The following is a 15406-nucleotide window of genomic DNA, read 5'->3' as shown; positions in this document are numbered from 1 at the left end:
TATTCCTTTTATTATTTGCCTGGCGAGACCTCCACACTGTTCCGTCCAGACTCTTTGACTTGGTATAACGCGTTATCGGCGCGCTTTACCAAACTATTACGGTCTTCACTGGGTAATAATTCTGCTACGCCAAAGCTTGCCGTGACTTGACCAACTTTGTCAAATTGAAGGTTTGATAATCGCCTTCTTAAACGCTCCGCCAGTTGACTCGCACTCTCAAGATCAGTTTCTGGGGCTATGATTAAAAACTCTTCTCCCCCCCAACGACCAAACACATCACTGCTGCGAAGCCATTGATGAATCGCTTCACTTATCAGCTTAAGCACTTTGTCACCCACATCGTGACCGTAGTCATCATTAACACGCTTGAAATGATCGATGTCGAGTAAAATGACGGCCAAGTCTCGCCCATGACGTTTACATCGCTTCACTTCCTCTTCCAGTGTCTGTTCCATGTGATAGCGGTTCCAGACTTGCGTCAAGGCATCGGTATGGACCAAGTGCTCCAACCGTTGATTCGCTTCAGTGAGCTCCTGATTTAACTGTTCAATTTGATAAGCGGACGCACCAATAGCGAGGTCTTCTGCCAGCGTTTTGGCCGCTTCAATTTGGATCCCTGTCCAGATTGGTGCATATCCATCAACATCCTGTTGCCATTGCTCAAACGAGTGACGAGGCGACAACACTTGGCGACCTTTGTATTCTCGTACCTCTCCTTTTTCAAGCTTACCCGCCCACCGAAAAACTTCAGTCTCCTGCGGTCTAAAGAACACTAACCAGCCCTGATTTCGCTTATCTATCGGCATCGACACTGCTAACACGCCGCAATATGGCAACTCTGGGATTGCCTGCCGTATCTCAGACAATCGACAGTCTCGTTCGCTAAATACTCCTGTCACGCTATGATTTTCATTAAGCCAGTCACGTACCTTGTGTAAGGTCGATACATCAATACGCTCGCCGATAACACGCTGTGTTTGAGCACTGATCAAGGCTACAGCCGCCGCTTCAAACAGTTTTAGCCAGAAATGACCTTGGTCTTCGAGCAGTTGCTGCGGCGACTTAATTTCTCGTTTTCGGTCGAGTAGCGCTTTTCGGCTCTCTTCAACACGATCGAAAAACCGATCGGCTTCAAATTGTTTTTGTAGCATTAACCGTTGTTCGGCGAGCTTGACCAAAGAGTGGATATTAAGCCGTGTCGAATAAGATAACGGTTGCGCCGATACGCCGTGACACGAAACTAAACCCCACAGCTGATTCTGGTCAAAAATAGCCACTGACATCGAGCGCTGTAGGCCCATGTTTTTCATATATTCTGTATGAATGGGTGACTTACCTCGGATCGTACCAAGCGATAGGTCAAGTGCCATGGAGCCCAGCTCTTCGGCATACACAATCACCGCATCCTCAGCATCCACATCGGCGATATAACGGATTGGGTTAACGTGATACAACGCTCGAACCTGGCTTGGAATGTCACTGGCTGGAAAGCTGAGCCCTATATATTGCTCGATATCTTCGCGTGTTGTGTGCTCGCTGATTACGCGACCGTTCCAGCTATCGTCGAACTGATAAACCAACACGCGCTCATAACCACTCAACTCACTAATTGAGCGACATAACTTTTGCAGCGTTTGCTCCGTAGTATTTGTGTTCGAAATATCAAGTAACGCTCGGTCGAAATAGCAGGAACGCTTTAACCCAGGATCAGTCACGTCGATCTCAGTTTCTACGACTAACCAAGCTTGGCTATAATAAATACGGGAAAAAAACGATTGTTCACCCGCTTCCCACGCAAATATTTCGTAGTCTGACCCTTGCTTTAACTTTTCGTCTGCGGCTTTGAATGATGTTAGAAAGTCACTCGGCATGCACTCTGCCAATGACGACCCCATTAAGGCGTCACTCGAACAACCTAACACGGCATCGCTATTGTCACTGACAGCAATAATCTGACCGCCCCGTTTAATATCAACTGCCAGTAACATCCCATTTGCCTGCACACATTGCGGTGCATGCACCGGCTCTTTGGCACAGTTCTTCATCGCCTCTTCATAGGAAATCGAAGTATTATCAGCCACTCATACCACCCTAAATTAACCCACTGCTACTGTGCTATCTCGCTGCTCTATGCGTTGTGCAATCGAATTCAACGACGCGAAGGCGTTCACAGCGGCTGAAGTCATTTCGTTGAGTTGCTCATTGGTAAACGAAAAACGCTCGAACATCTCAATAAATCGTTGCCAGCTGCGATACCTGTAAAAATTAAAATAACTTAATGCATTGCCCTCAAGATTTAAAACCTTGTTAAGGCGTTGACTGAGCATTCGACCGCCTTGTGTGCTCCCTTCAATGACATAGGCATAACCAAGCGCCTGATAAATGGAAACGGCATTAACATGATGGATATTAGGTGGTGGCGTAAACCCTCCAAGCGCATGAATATCTGCTAAAATCTGACCACTGCGCGGCTGATAGTAGTATTCAAAAAGCCGTTGATTGTCCTTGGGTAACCAAGTCTGTAAGCACATCTCATACCGCTCTAGCCATGAGTAAAGACCGTTAAGCGCTTGCAGGTAGTCTTCGTTAGACACGTGCGCTCCCATCAGCGGCTTCATTAACCCTGACTGCTCTGCTTCGCGATGTGCTTTTTCGGTCATCTGCTTGAGATGTAAACGTGCTGAATGTTTTTTCATGCCCTATCAAACGTTGTTTGCAAGGTTATCGATCAGCCTCAACTGAAATAAATTTAGAGCAAGCACTCAATTCTTTTTGGATTGCTTCGATATCTCGGATTGAATGCTGACGCTCCATTTTTTGTCCCCATATCGGCGCTGGCCAAAACGGGTCATCCGAATAACGAACAACATGATGGACATGCAGTTGGCTGACAACATTGCCAATAGCGGCGATATTTAACTTACACTGCGGATAAGTGTGTAACAACCATTCACTCAAGGCTTGGCTTTCTTTCCAAAGATTAAACTGCTCGCTTTCCGACAACTGCGTTATTTCACTGATCTCATTAACTTCAGGCACTAACAAAAACCAAGTGCAGTCGGCGGCTTTCATTAAACGGAGTTGTGACAGCGGACCCCGCGCCAGCAAAATAGAGTCGTTAGCTAAACGAGGATCGATTACAAAGCCAGTCATTTCATGCTCTCCAAAAAAAGCTCAAAGTCACGTACGACAATATCAAGTCGATTAACGAGCCGATGATCGTCGTCAATTAAGTGCAGTTCAGCGGCAATGCGCTGACAGAACTTAACACTGTGTTGCCAATCGACAATATCATCTCGCCAACCGTGGACCACACTGACAGAACCGTTCGGACGTAATGTATCGAAGTCGACTTTGCCTCCCATGTACAGCGCTGGTGCCATTAAAAAGCAACCCATCGCTTTAGCATGCTCGCTATTAGCCAGCGCAACGTATCCCCCCATACTCGAACCGACTAAGATAACTCGATCTCCTTGATAATCATCTAAGTAACGAGCCAATCGATCCGCACGATCATCTGGGTCCATTTGATCTTGGTAATCGATACTATCCACAGCAAAGCTTCGACTTTTTGCAACCTTCGCGAGGGCCCTTATTTTATGCCCCCAAGGACCACTTTCTTTGCCGTGATTGAAAACGATCTTTGTCATTTTTGTCCCTATAACTTACATTTTAAAATATATTGATTTTTTGTTACCAAAAATCGACGATAGATATGACTGTAACACGTAGAGAACCCATTTATGATAGGTACTATGCTAAAAGCATCTTTATTTATACTTCTGTTGTGTGCATCTACATGGGCTATTGCTGATCAACACGATGATATTATCTGGGGCATTAATGTCTCTCCCCCTTTTCATATTTGGCAAGGTGAATACGAAAAAGCGGGTTTTTGCGATACCTTAGTGGATACCTTTGAACGCGAACTGCCGGCGCTGTCTCAAAGCAAGCGTAAATTGCCCTCGCGCCGAATCACTATGTTAATGCGCAAAAACCAACACCTATGTTTCCCGTGCTTAATCAAAGACAGTGATTACAACAAAGACTTTATTTTCTCAGATGCGACACATGTATACCCGCCACACGGTGTCATCACGACAGCATCAAAGGCTCAACGGTTTATTAAAGCATTCGGTGAGCCATTATCGTTTACTGCCCTAGCGCAGAGCGACTATCGTTTCGCTCAGCCGATTGAGCGACGTTATGGTGAACTACAACCCATCATCGAGGACTACTTAATACCGTCAGAGCACTTCCAAGAAGTCTCTGGCGAAGGGGCTCACATGAACTTGATGGCGATGGTTGCCGCAGGGCGAATTGATTACACGCTTGATTATAAGATGCTGATGACCTACTTCCAACGTACCGAGGATCAAACGAACCCAGATTTTGAACCGCTCGTATTTATTCCTATCAAAGAAAACAAAGACGCAGTCATAATTGGCGCTGTCGGCTGCAGTAATAACCAATGGGGGCAGCATGCGATTAGCAACATGAACCGTGTGATTGAGCAGGTCCGAAGTGACTCTGACTTCCGCCAATCTCTGGATCTTTGGCTAGGTGCTGATCGACCACGTCCGGAATTTAATAATCGAAATTAACATCGAGCAATGAATACTATGGCATTGAATCAACCACCTTACCTCATCAACTATAATGTCTATCAAAGTGATCGCTTTTTGCAGCAGTGCGCTCAATATTTTGCTGAATCCAATGAACAAGATGAACGGGTTAAGCTAGGCTCATTGCTCGGTAGCGCGCAACATATTGAGCGTTGTTATGCTGCCAACCATTATCCGCCTGAATTATTTACCCATGACCGTTACGGTGAACGCATTAATCATATTGCTTACCACGCCAGTTATCATGAGCTGATGCAAATTGCGGCGGAGCAGAAGTTACACAACGGTGTCTGGCGCTCAGTGTCACCCTACTCCCATGTAGAACGAACGATTCGTTATTATTTAAATAGCCAGCTCGAGGCGGGGCATGGATGCCCGATTACCATGACGTTTGCTGCAATTCCTGTAATCCAGCAAAGCCCATTATATCCACAGTTACAAGAACAGCTTTTGCAACCGCTTTACGATGGACGCGACATTCCATTTTATGAAAAGTCAGCTTTGACTGTGGGTATGGGAATGACTGAAAAGCAAGGTGGTTCGGACGTGCGTAGCAATACGACCCACGCGACACCACAGGGAGCCACCGGTGAAGGTGAAGTCTACTTATTGAACGGCCACAAGTGGTTTTTATCGGCACCCATGAGCGACTTGTTTTTAATGCTCGCACAAACTAAGCACGGGCTCGGCTGTTTTTCTGTGCCGCGCTGGCGTGAGGACGGCACACGCAATGGCATTCATATTCAACAGCTCAAACAAAAAATGGGCAATCAATCGAACGCTTCGTGTGAGGTTGAATTAAATGATGTTGAAGGCCGTTTACTGGGTTCCGAAGGTAAAGGTGTGCGTACCATTATTGATATGGTTGCAATGACACGGTTCGACTGCATGATTGGTTCGTCTGCCTTGTTACGGCAATCCCTTGTGCAAGCGTTGCATCATTGTCACTATCGAAGCGCATTTGGCGCACGGCTCATCGAGCAGCCATTAATGATTAATCTTCTATGTGATATGGCGATGGAAAGTGAATGTGCGCTACTTTGGACACTGACGGTGGCACAGTGGCTCGATAGCAGCGACATCGAAGCCAAGCGCTTAGCACGCTTGCTCGTTCCTGTCGGGAAATATTGGATATGTAAACGAGCACCTCAGGTAACCTACGAGGCAATGGAGGTCATTGGCGGTATGGGCGTAATGGAAAATACCCCCATGCCGAGACTTTACCGAGAGGCCCCGATAAATGCGATTTGGGAAGGCTCCGGTAACATTCAATGTTTAGACGTACTGCGCGCCTGCGAAAAAGATCCCAAGTTACTGTCGACCTGGTTTAGTTTTATTGCGCGTAGCTGCGGTCAATACAGTCGCTATGACGCAGTAGTTGAGCGGTTACAGCAAGAACTTGAAAAGTACCCGCCATCGCCGTTTAATGCACGTCGTCTAGTTGATGAAATTGCACTGTTGACGCAGGCGGCGCTCGCTATCCAACATATGCAACCAGAACGCAGTCGTCTGATTTGTGATAACCTGTTGAACCGATCAGGACGTAATTTAGGCACATTGGTGGGTGACTTTGATACAGCACACCAGTGGGTTAAGGACAGTTTCACCATTGGTTAACAGAAGCTCGCTGAACACCGTCTATGAGGAGGCTCTTTATCGACTCGATATCATGGGACGCCGTTATACGCTCTCGACCCTATCAAAGCAGGCGTTTGTTGAGCGTATATTAGACATGACGCGCTGTCATTCACTGACGATCATTACGGTTGATCATCCAGGCAGTCAACGCTGTGATCGCGCCACATTTAGTCGACGACATGATCAACTGACGCAACAGTTACATCATCTTGGCGTTCGCTTTTTCCACAGTTCCGCACTCGCCCCTCAATGCGACTGGCCCGTAGAACACGGCGTTGCGATTGCAGATTTACCGCTCGCTTCAGCCTATCCGCTTAATCAGCGATTTCATCAAAATGCTTTTGTGCATATTAATAAAGAACAAGGTGTGGCGCTGCATTGGACCAATCCCTAAAAAATATTCAATCCTAAATACGATCTTGTTCGTAGTAATTGTTAATAGAAATTTTACTCAAAACAGGATACCCACTATTCCAATTTGGTATAGCGTATCTAACGAATGTCACAAGTGACTTCGGATGAGTCGAACTATAATTTTGATATACGTAATGGAAAAGCGGCGTTCTGCTGGAGGCCTTATGAAATCATCAGACTGGAATACTATGAGTGCGGCGCACAACACACGCATTCGAGGCCGTAAACTATGGGCTGCGGGCATTTACAGTGCTGTCAGTATTGCACTCATTAGTGCCATTATTGTTGTCGCTGATTGGCTTAACACCCTATTCAGCGAATCACAGACATTCCTGAGTCAACACCCGAAACTCTACACTGTCAGTCTTATCGTGATGTTGACCGCAGGAACGATGCTAGTCGTCGAGCGTAGTCTAGCTAAAAAGCAACGTTACAACGAGTGGCGAGACGATTAAGCGTGTTCAAAACGCGCTCGCAAATAATGGATAATATCATCGGATTCGTACATCCACTGTGCGTTACCACTCTCTTGGGTAATGCGTAAGCATGGCACTTTGACTCGTCCACCCTGCTCGCTAAGCTCGGCGCGATGAGTTTCATTGTGCTGTGCATCGCGTAATTCAATGGGTAAGTTTAACCGCGCTATCTCTTTCCGAACCTTAATACAGAATGGGCAAGTTTTAAATTGATACAAACTTAACTGCTTACACTCTTGTTCGACACGCGCTTGAGCATCCGTGCTGCGCTCAACGCCTTTCGGCGTTGTTAGTTTTTCCATAATCAACATAAAAGGTGTGAGGATTAAACGCACCAATCTAAAAAAATAACGAATTAAAATACGCACCGTACTGCCTCGCTTTTGGTAGCATCTCAATGGGCTGCTCAGGTTAGCATAATTTGCTTATCGTCGATAGCGATGGGATTGTGTTCAAGTGACTATCTTAGCGCCTGCCCCAGTGACTGAAAGTAGTCTAACCAACACTCAGCGACAGCATTGGCCTCGTCTTGTTTTGGATAAAGTCCGAGCTCAGCGGTTTTACTTTTTAACGTACCGGCCACGAGAAACTGGTTTTTCAGTGTCTGCTGTTGAACAACCCGTTCGAAACACCGTGCCGCAACCTCTTCCGGCATCGAAAAGTAGTAGCTTCCTTCAGCCTTATCAAAAGCCATGCAGCGTTTCATTAGAGCACTTGCTGACTGTCCATCTGATGATAGGAACAATCGCTGAAACCCCAACACAAGCCGTTCATTTAGAGTGTGCGGGCGCACGGGCTCATTCAGCAGCCAAACTTTGCTTGCGAACCGGCCTGGTTGCGTGGCTGAGCTGAATAGATGTGAGGCAATATAGTGATCAAAGGCGTGAAACCACTCGTGCGCTAAACTGCCTCCTCCTGCATTTTTCGCTAGCGCCAGTAGCCGCCGTGAAGGGATATAATGGGCGCTGGCACCGAGCCGACCGCCAATTCCATAGTTGATCGACAAACTACCGCGTAGTGATATCACTGACTCATTGACGCCCAGTATCATCTGCAAGTCACATAAAGCATCGAAAAATAAATTGGCAGCCACCTGCTGCTCATGCGCAGTGACCCACCGGCCGATACGTACCGAGTTAAATCCAAACAGTTTAACGATGTCTGCAAAGCTGACATCCGCGCCACCGCGATGAGGTGGACCATTTCTAAAATATTCGCGCATGCTCGCTATTCTATCACGGTCATCACTGCTTGTACTGAGTGGGACAATAGCCTCGTCCGTAATCGAAACCTCGAATTTTACGGTGCTTGGTCGCTCGACCCGATACCCGTGCACGCCAGTTGTTAAACGCGGTTCTTTTAAGCTGTTTGCGCATTAACTTAATCACTTGGTCTTCACTCAGACCGTAGGTCTCGTTGATCGCCTCAAACGGCGTGCGATCTTCCCACGCCATTTCAATAATGCGTGAAATATCAGCTTCATTAAGTGCCTTCATCCTAATGCTCCACTTGAATCCAGCACTCAGATACGTATTAAAGTGCTTCTTGGATGCCGGGTTGCCATACACCGCATTGCACTTGTGCAATATGGTCCGCTTGTAAAAGTAACATCACCACTCGAGACTGTCCGATGCCACCGCCGATGGTCAATGGCAGTTCACCCGCAGCTAGACGTTGATGCCAGGCCAGTTTTAAGCGATCTGTCTGTTCGGTCAGTTCGAGTTGCTTTTTAAGCGCCGCTGCATCAACACGTATGCCCATTGAGCTAAGCTCAATCGCTTTTTGTAGCTTAGGGCTCCATACCAACAAATCACCGTTCAAGCCTGTGCCGAAGTGTTCAGTTTGCGTGCTCCAATCATCATAATCAGGCGCGCGTTCATCATGCTTTTTACCATCGCTAAGTGGTGCGCCAATACCGTAAACAAACACCGCACCGAGCGCTTCAGTAATTTTGTTTTCCCGTTGTTTAGCTGTTAGCTCGGGGTATTCCGCGCGCAGCGTCTCACTACTAATAAAGGTCAATTGCCGCGGCAGGATAGACAGCCCCCCGTAAATTGCTCGCAATTTACCCTCTGTTGCCGTAAGCGCTGCATAGATAAGTTGTACCTGCTGTTTAAGGTACTGCATGCTGCGCTGCTCTTCAGCAATCACTTTTTCCCAGTCCCATTGGTCAACAAATACTGAATGCGTTTCATCGAGCGTTTCTTCATCCGGTCTTAGCGCCGACATAGTTACTACAATACCTTGACCCACCGGTGCTTGATAATCAGCGAGTAGCTGACGTTTCCACTTAGCGAGCGAGTGTACCACTTGATATTGTTTGTCTGGCAGTGCCGAAACCTTGACCTCAACGGGGCGTTCGATACCCGATAGATCGTCTTGTAACCCCGTTCCCTGCTCTGTCAGTAATGGTCCTTCACATTTAACTAACTGCATCTGCCGACATAGCCGAGAGAGAAACTCGCGTTTTATGAAGTCAATTTTTTGTTGTTTTGCCAAATACCCTTCCCACATAAAGTACTCCTGAATCGATTAATTGCGTGATGACTGTAGAAACAGAAAACCATGGAAGAGAGCAAAAACTCAATAGTATTTATTCATTTATGCTAAACTAAAAAATAATTTTTATCTAAATGAATATATATTTAAACTAAATCCAATAAATAAGCCTAATTCACATGAAAAATTATAAATTAGATAATCTCGATAAATTTATCCTAGAAACATTACTCAATGATGCGCGGGTGTCGTATGCAACCATGGCGACAACTCAAAAAGTAAGTACCGCGACCGTTCATGTCCGCGTTGAGAAAATGCGCAAGCTGGGCATAATCAAAGGCACCCGGCTCGCCATTGATCCCAAAAAATTGGGGTACGACGTCTGTTGCTTCATTGGAATAACACTAACGACAGCAGGCGATTATCCGTTAGCAATCGAGAAACTTGCTCATGTCGACGCTATCACCGAAGCGCATTACACGACGGGTCACTACAATATCTTTGCAAAGCTGATGACGCGCTCAATTGAGGATTTACAAGATATTCTGATCAATCGAATTCAGGTCATCAAAGAGGTACAAGCAACCGACACCTGGATTTCGTTGCAACAACCGATAGCGAGGCAAGTTAAGCCGTGATTTACGATGTTAATGGCATCTTTTATACGGTTAAACGAAAGCCGTGCAGCAAAAGTAGGATTTCTGTTAGTCTAGTTATATTAAAACAACTAGGAGTATAACAAATGCTGAAAAACGCGCTAAGGACTTGCTTGGCGGGCGTCGCATTACTCAGTTCTACCGTGAGTGTAGCGCAAGCCGACCCCGTTAAATTGGATTACTACCTTCCTCAAGATGTGCAGTATGATCCTGCGGTTCCGACCCCTGAAGAAGCCCTCGGCTATCAAGTCGGTGAATGGCATGTGCGCCATGATCAAATCGTACAATATATGTATCAGTTGGCAGAGTCATCTGATCGCATCACGATTGAAGAAACTGGACGTACTCATGAACAGCGTCCCTTGTTGCTATTAACCATCACATCGCCCGACAATCAAAAAAACATCGATGCGGTGCGCGAACAGCATTTGGCGGCCGCTGATCCTAATCGTGATGCGGACGACGATACGCCGTTAGTTCTGTATATGGGTTACAGCATTCACGGTGATGAATCGAGTGGCTCAAATGCGGCCCTGCTGTTTGCTTATTACCTGGCTGCGGCTCAAAACCCGGCGCTCGATAAAGCATTACAAGACACCGTTGTACTGCTTGATCCATCACTTAACCCTGACGGACTGGCACGTTTTGCACAGTGGGCAAACCAACACCGCAGCAAAAACCTCGTTGCCGATCCGCAGTCTCGTGAACACGTCCAACCGTTTGTCCGTGGTCGTGTAAACCACTATTGGTTCGATCTCAATCGCGACTGGTTATTGCTACAACACCCAGAGTCACGGGCTCGTATCGCCAACTTCCAGAAATGGAAACCCAACGTTCTGACTGACTTTCACGAAATGGGCAAGAACAGCACGTTTTTCTTTCAACCCGGTATCCCTTCGCGCAAGAACCCGTTAACACCGGATGAAAACGTGCGTCTTACTGAAATTTTGGCGGCGGCCCATGCCGACTCGTTAGATAACCTGGGCAACCTCTATTACACGGAAGAGTCGTTTGACGACTTTTACTACGGCAAAGGATCGACTTATCCCGATATCCAAGGCGCTGTGGGCGTGTTATTCGAACAAGCATCGAGCCGCGGCCACCTGCAAGACTCAGTTAATGGTGAAGTCAGCTTCCCGTTTACCATTCGTAACCAGTTCATCACATCGCTGAGCACGCTCTATGGCGCTCATGCGAATAAAAAACGTTTTATTGACTTCCAAGAACGTGTTTATGACGACGCGATAGAAGCCGGCGATGATGCGAATTTTGATGGCTACCTGATTGGTGCGAATGATGTAAACCGTCTTAGCGGACTCGTTGAGTTGCTTAAACAACATGGTATCGACGGTTATCGTGTAGAACGTGATGTTGAAACTAACAACAAGCGGTTTAAAGCAGGCTTGAGTTACTTCATCCCTGCCGAGCAAGCGCAGTACGGTCTGATTCAAGCCATCTTCAGCACGCGAAAAGATTTCCCAGACAATACGTTTTATGACGTATCTGGCTGGACTTTGCCAATGGCATTTAACACGCAGTTCACGACTTACCGTGGCCGTATCAGTCTTGATGATACGGCGTGGAATGCACCACAGCGTGATGCCGTATCTATCAACGCCAACGCGTACGCATTAGCGTTTGATTGGTATGATTACAAGGCCCCTGCGATGCTGCAAGCATTGTTAGAACAAGGTGTCCACGCACGTCAGAGTTATAAACCTTTGCACCTACCGACACTAAATGGTAAGACGGCTAACTTATCCGCTGGTTCGGTGGTTGTAACGCGCGCTTACCAAAATCAAGACTGGTCGAATGTAGTCGCGGCGGTTAAAAATATCGCTGAGCAACAAAATGTTACCGTTTACTCGGTAAAAACCGGTCTCACGCCCAAAGGTATCGATTTAGGTAGTCGCAGTATTCAGCCGGTAAAACAACCCAGCGTAATGATGCTCACGGGCGATGGTGTGAACCTTTATGAAGCGGGTGAAGCATGGTATTACCTTGATCGCCACGTAGGTCTTCCACTATCGATGGTCGATACCGACCGTATCAGTCGCGTTGACTTAAACCGCTACAGCCACATCATTTTGGTGGATGGTAGCTATTACACGCTTTCTGACGGCGAAATAGCGCGGTTAACTGATTGGGTGCGTCAAGGCGGTGTATTAATTGGCCAACAAGGTGGCGCTGAATGGATGAGTCGCCATGGCTTACTCTACACTCAGTTTGTTGAAGACAAAACGTTTAGTGATGCGTTTTCAACCGCAGGCCTGACTTATAAAGACCGTGATAGTTACTACGCACAACGCCGTATCGCAGGCGCTATTTTCCAAATGGACATTGATCCGCAAAACCCATTAATGTTTGGCTTCCCTCATCGCAGCATGCCCGTGTTTAAAGACGAGTTGAATGCGATGGAGGCTCCACAAAGCCCCTTTGTCAGTGTCGCTCAATACAGTGACCAGCCGCTACTCAGTGGTTATGCAGACAAGCGCAACCAAGCGGTGTTAGCCGGTAAAACTAACATTGCCGCACACCGCTTAGGTGAAGGCCGTGTCATTGGGTTTGCCGACAACGTTAATTTCCGTGCGTTTTTCTGGGGCACGGCAAAGCTATTGAGTAACGCGATTTATTTAGCCCCGGCTATTGAAGCCTATGCGGATCCTATCAAGGATAAAGCAGCCGCCGACGAGGCTGCCGCCGCTCACTAAATGAATTAAGCTTTGAAACAATATATATAAGCCGTCATATGAAAAATATGACGGCTTTTTTTCTAAAATTTTGATCCAACCGTTCAATTTACGACTAACGTAATAGTGAACCTTTAAAAAAATAAGGAGACATTATGTTACGTTGGGTTCTGATTTTTCTGGTCATTGCCGTCGTGGCAGCGGTGTTTGGATTTGGTGGTATTGCCGGTGCGGCCGCTGAAATCGCGAAGATTATCTTTTACATCTTCATTATTCTTTTCGCTATTTCTATTATCATGGGACTGCTTGGAAAACGACGTCGATAACTGATATGACGTCTATTAGACGTTAGTCGCATGCCTGTTGGGGTTGAATTTGCGCTACAATGGGTAGCGAATCTCAAAATCAACCACAACAAGAGGCTTCATCCATGAATGCAATATTCGTGATGCTATTGGGTCTAGCTGCGATGTTCTTGGGCTACGTATTTTATTCAAAATTCGTCGCTGAGAAGATCTACAAGCTAGACCCAAATTTCAAAACACCCGCTCATGAATTTGAAGACGGTGTGGACTTTGTCCCAACTAATAAGTATGTACTTTGGGGTCACCACTTTACTTCCGTAGCCGGCGCAGCACCGATTATTGGTCCAGCCATCGCGGTGATTTGGGGTTGGGTGCCCGCATTCCTGTGGGTCATCTTTGGCACCATCTTCTTTGCCGGTGTTCACGATGCAGGTGCGATTTGGGCAAGTAACCGAAATAAAGCCAAATCAATGGGTAGCTTAACAGGTGACGTGGTCAGCAAGCGCGCACAGACGCTGTTCATGATCGTTATCTTCCTTGTGCTTCTCATGGTCAACGCGGTATTTGCCACGGCTATCTCTGGCCTCTTGATTAAATTTCCAAGTTCTGTCATCCCTGTTTGGGGCGCTATTTTCGTTGCCTTAATCATCGGCCAAATTATTTTCCGAAAATGGATGGGACTCGGTACCATCTCAATTTTAGGCGTTGTTGCACTCTATTTACTGATTTGGGCCGGGCCTTCCGCGCCATTATCTCTGCCAGAAACAATGGGCGGTCTGACAGACAACGCAAGTTGGGTTCTTATTTTATTTGGTTATGCTGCCATTGCTTCGTTGCTTCCCGTTTGGATGCTGTTACAGCCGCGCGATTATATCAACGGTCTGCAACTGTTTATCGGTCTGATCCTGCTGTATGCTGCGGTTCTATTGCTAGGTCCAGACATGACCGCTCCAGCATTCAATACCAATTTGCCAGAAAATACGCCGTCAATGTTGCCTCTGTTGTTTGTTACCATTGCTTGTGGTGCGATTTCCGGCTTCCACGGTTTGGTCGCTTCAGGCACGACATCTAAGCAACTGGATAAAGAAACTGACCTGCGTTTTGTGGGTTACTTCGGTGCAATTGGTGAAGGCTCGCTCTCACTTGCGACCATTATCGCAGCATGTGCTGGTTTTGCGACATTAGCCGACTGGGAAGCTGTTTACAGCTCCTTCGGGCAAGGTGGTGTAGCGGCCTTCGTAGAGGGTGGCGCGAATATTATCAGCCAAGGTGTCGGTCTTGATAATGAAATTGCTGAAACTTTGCTTACAGTGATGGCAGTTTTGTTTGCTGGTACCACGATGGATACCGGTTTGCGTCTACAGCGTTATATCTTCCAAGAATGGGGTAACATCTACAATATTTCTTGGATGCAGAAAGCGTTGCCGGCGACATTGTTGGCGGTCATTTCATGTGTTGCACTCGCCTTTGGTGCGGGATCAGACGGTTCAGGTGGCTTAGCGATTTGGCCGCTGTTTGGTACCACTAACCAATTACTTGCAGGCTTGACCTTGATGGTTATCACAGTCATGTTGGTACGCTTAGGTCGTCCAATGTACGTGACATTACTGCCGTTGATTTTCTTGCTGATTATGACAGTGTTCGCGCTGTTCATTCAGTTAAAAGGTTTCTACATGGAAAAGAACTGGTTCTTGTTCGGTTTAGATATTGTGGTACTGATTGCCGCTGTATGGATCGCTCTAGAGGCCACGTCCGCACTGTCGAACCTTAAGAAAGAGCAGAAGTCTTAGTGAGAGACTTTAAGGAGTAAGACCATGCGCAACATGAACATTAAATCGATTCAACAGTGGTTGAGCCGTGCGGGTGAACTGGTAAACGAGTTTTACAACGCCCCCTATCGGTCAGCGATCGCTCGCGCCAAGCGTGACGAAGATGATTTGTTCATGATGCTGGTCTTCTCCGAAATGATGGGGGTTCCTAACCCCGCATCCTATTACACTTTAGAGCTCCAGCCTTTAATGCTGGAGCGTTTTCATGATTGGCATCAACGCATGGGAATGGAACACTCACCTCTGGATCATTTCCGCTGCTGTTAGCCCACGA

Annotated in this window: 17 protein-coding genes; 9 read left to right on the top strand and 8 right to left on the bottom strand. The window is 46.8% G+C overall.

Translation table 11 applies throughout. The features are described 5' to 3' along the window. Window positions 1-11: 11 nt before the first annotated feature. From AWU56_RS04210 to AWU56_RS04195, 4 genes are read right to left on the bottom strand one after another with little or no spacing between them, the layout of a single operon-like run. A complete protein-coding gene (locus AWU56_RS04210; RefSeq protein WP_286681843.1) occupies window positions 12-2081 on the bottom strand; it encodes a sensor domain-containing diguanylate cyclase in 2070 nt (689 codons plus the stop codon). A 15-nt stretch (window positions 2082-2096) separates the two neighbouring features. Continuing rightward, window positions 2097-2696, bottom strand: a complete 600-nt coding sequence (locus tag AWU56_RS04205) for a biliverdin-producing heme oxygenase (RefSeq protein ID WP_286681842.1) — start codon at window positions 2694-2696, stop codon at window positions 2097-2099. 25 nt (window positions 2697-2721) lie between these two features. Continuing rightward, on the bottom strand, window positions 2722-3153 hold the full coding sequence (locus AWU56_RS04200; protein ID WP_286681841.1) for an HIT domain-containing protein: 432 nt from the start codon (window positions 3151-3153) through the stop codon (window positions 2722-2724). After that, a complete protein-coding gene (locus AWU56_RS04195) occupies window positions 3150-3650 on the bottom strand; it encodes a YqiA/YcfP family alpha/beta fold hydrolase (RefSeq protein ID WP_286681840.1) in 501 nt (166 codons plus the stop codon). Before AWU56_RS04195 ends, AWU56_RS04200 begins: the two co-directional genes overlap by 4 nt. Before the next feature lie 105 nt (window positions 3651-3755). Here AWU56_RS04195 and AWU56_RS04190 point away from each other — a divergent pair, with 105 nt between their 5' ends. The 4 genes from AWU56_RS04190 to AWU56_RS04175 all read left to right on the top strand — a co-directional run bounded on the left by AWU56_RS04190 (window position 3756) and on the right by AWU56_RS04175 (window position 7132). Next, window positions 3756-4604 carry a hypothetical protein gene (locus AWU56_RS04190; RefSeq protein ID WP_286681839.1) on the top strand — a complete coding sequence of 283 codons (849 nt, stop codon included), beginning with the start codon at window positions 3756-3758 and terminating at the stop codon, window positions 4602-4604. 18 nt (window positions 4605-4622) lie between these two features. After that, entirely contained in the window at window positions 4623-6242 is a 1620-nt protein-coding gene (locus AWU56_RS04185) for an acyl-CoA dehydrogenase family protein (RefSeq protein WP_286681838.1), read from the top strand. After that, window positions 6235-6657 (top strand): DUF3293 domain-containing protein, encoded by a 423-nt coding sequence (locus AWU56_RS04180; protein ID WP_286681837.1) that lies wholly within the window; start codon window positions 6235-6237, stop codon window positions 6655-6657. The genes AWU56_RS04185 and AWU56_RS04180 overlap by 8 nt, the downstream gene beginning before the upstream one ends. 184 nt (window positions 6658-6841) lie before the next feature. Then, window positions 6842-7132: a hypothetical protein gene (locus tag AWU56_RS04175; RefSeq protein ID WP_006955976.1), complete on the top strand. Its 291-nt coding sequence runs from the start codon at window positions 6842-6844 to the stop codon at window positions 7130-7132. On the opposite strand, the gene AWU56_RS04170 is transcribed toward AWU56_RS04175, so the two are convergent. The 4 genes from AWU56_RS04170 to asnA all read right to left on the bottom strand — a co-directional run bounded on the left by AWU56_RS04170 (window position 7129) and on the right by asnA (window position 9667). Beyond that, window positions 7129-7464: a glutathione S-transferase N-terminal domain-containing protein gene (locus tag AWU56_RS04170; protein WP_272977859.1), complete on the bottom strand. Its 336-nt coding sequence runs from the start codon at window positions 7462-7464 to the stop codon at window positions 7129-7131. The two genes, AWU56_RS04175 and AWU56_RS04170, sit on opposite strands and share 4 nt — an antisense overlap. Window positions 7465-7613: 149 nt before the next feature. Further along, window positions 7614-8375 (bottom strand): CLCA_X family protein, encoded by a 762-nt coding sequence (locus AWU56_RS04165; protein WP_286681836.1) that lies wholly within the window; start codon window positions 8373-8375, stop codon window positions 7614-7616. A 22-nt stretch (window positions 8376-8397) separates the two neighbouring features. Continuing rightward, complete coding sequence (locus AWU56_RS04160; RefSeq protein WP_006955979.1) at window positions 8398-8649, bottom strand: TIGR03643 family protein; 252 nt, start codon at window positions 8647-8649, stop codon at window positions 8398-8400. Window positions 8650-8686: 37 nt separating this feature from the next. Then, on the bottom strand, window positions 8687-9667 hold the full coding sequence (gene asnA, locus AWU56_RS04155; protein ID WP_286681835.1) for an aspartate--ammonia ligase: 981 nt from the start codon (window positions 9665-9667) through the stop codon (window positions 8687-8689). Between the two features lie 164 nt (window positions 9668-9831). On the opposite strand from asnA, the gene asnC reads away from it, so the two are divergent. The 5 genes from asnC (at window position 9832) to AWU56_RS04130 (ending at window position 15399) form a co-directional block, all read left to right on the top strand. Further along, complete coding sequence (gene asnC, locus AWU56_RS04150) at window positions 9832-10290, top strand: transcriptional regulator AsnC (protein WP_006955981.1); 459 nt, start codon at window positions 9832-9834, stop codon at window positions 10288-10290. A gap of 104 nt (window positions 10291-10394) precedes the next feature. After that, entirely contained in the window at window positions 10395-13019 is a 2625-nt protein-coding gene (locus AWU56_RS04145) for a M14 family metallopeptidase (protein ID WP_286681834.1), read from the top strand. 134 nt (window positions 13020-13153) lie between these two features. Beyond that, window positions 13154-13324 carry a DUF1328 family protein gene (locus AWU56_RS04140; RefSeq protein ID WP_006955983.1) on the top strand — a complete coding sequence of 57 codons (171 nt, stop codon included), beginning with the start codon at window positions 13154-13156 and terminating at the stop codon, window positions 13322-13324. Between the two features lie 104 nt (window positions 13325-13428). Continuing rightward, window positions 13429-15093: a carbon starvation CstA family protein gene (locus AWU56_RS04135; protein WP_272977853.1), complete on the top strand. Its 1665-nt coding sequence runs from the start codon at window positions 13429-13431 to the stop codon at window positions 15091-15093. Window positions 15094-15126: 33 nt separating this feature from the next. Continuing rightward, window positions 15127-15399, top strand: coding sequence for a cory-CC-star protein (locus AWU56_RS04130; protein ID WP_040488029.1), 273 nt, complete (start codon window positions 15127-15129; stop codon window positions 15397-15399). The last annotated feature ends 7 nt before the right edge of the window (window positions 15400-15406 follow it).

This window comes from Idiomarina sp. T82-3 (assembly GCF_001577655.1).
Classification (GTDB): domain Bacteria; phylum Pseudomonadota; class Gammaproteobacteria; order Enterobacterales; family Alteromonadaceae; genus Idiomarina; species Idiomarina baltica.
This window is presented reverse-complemented; position numbering and strand designations above follow the sequence as displayed.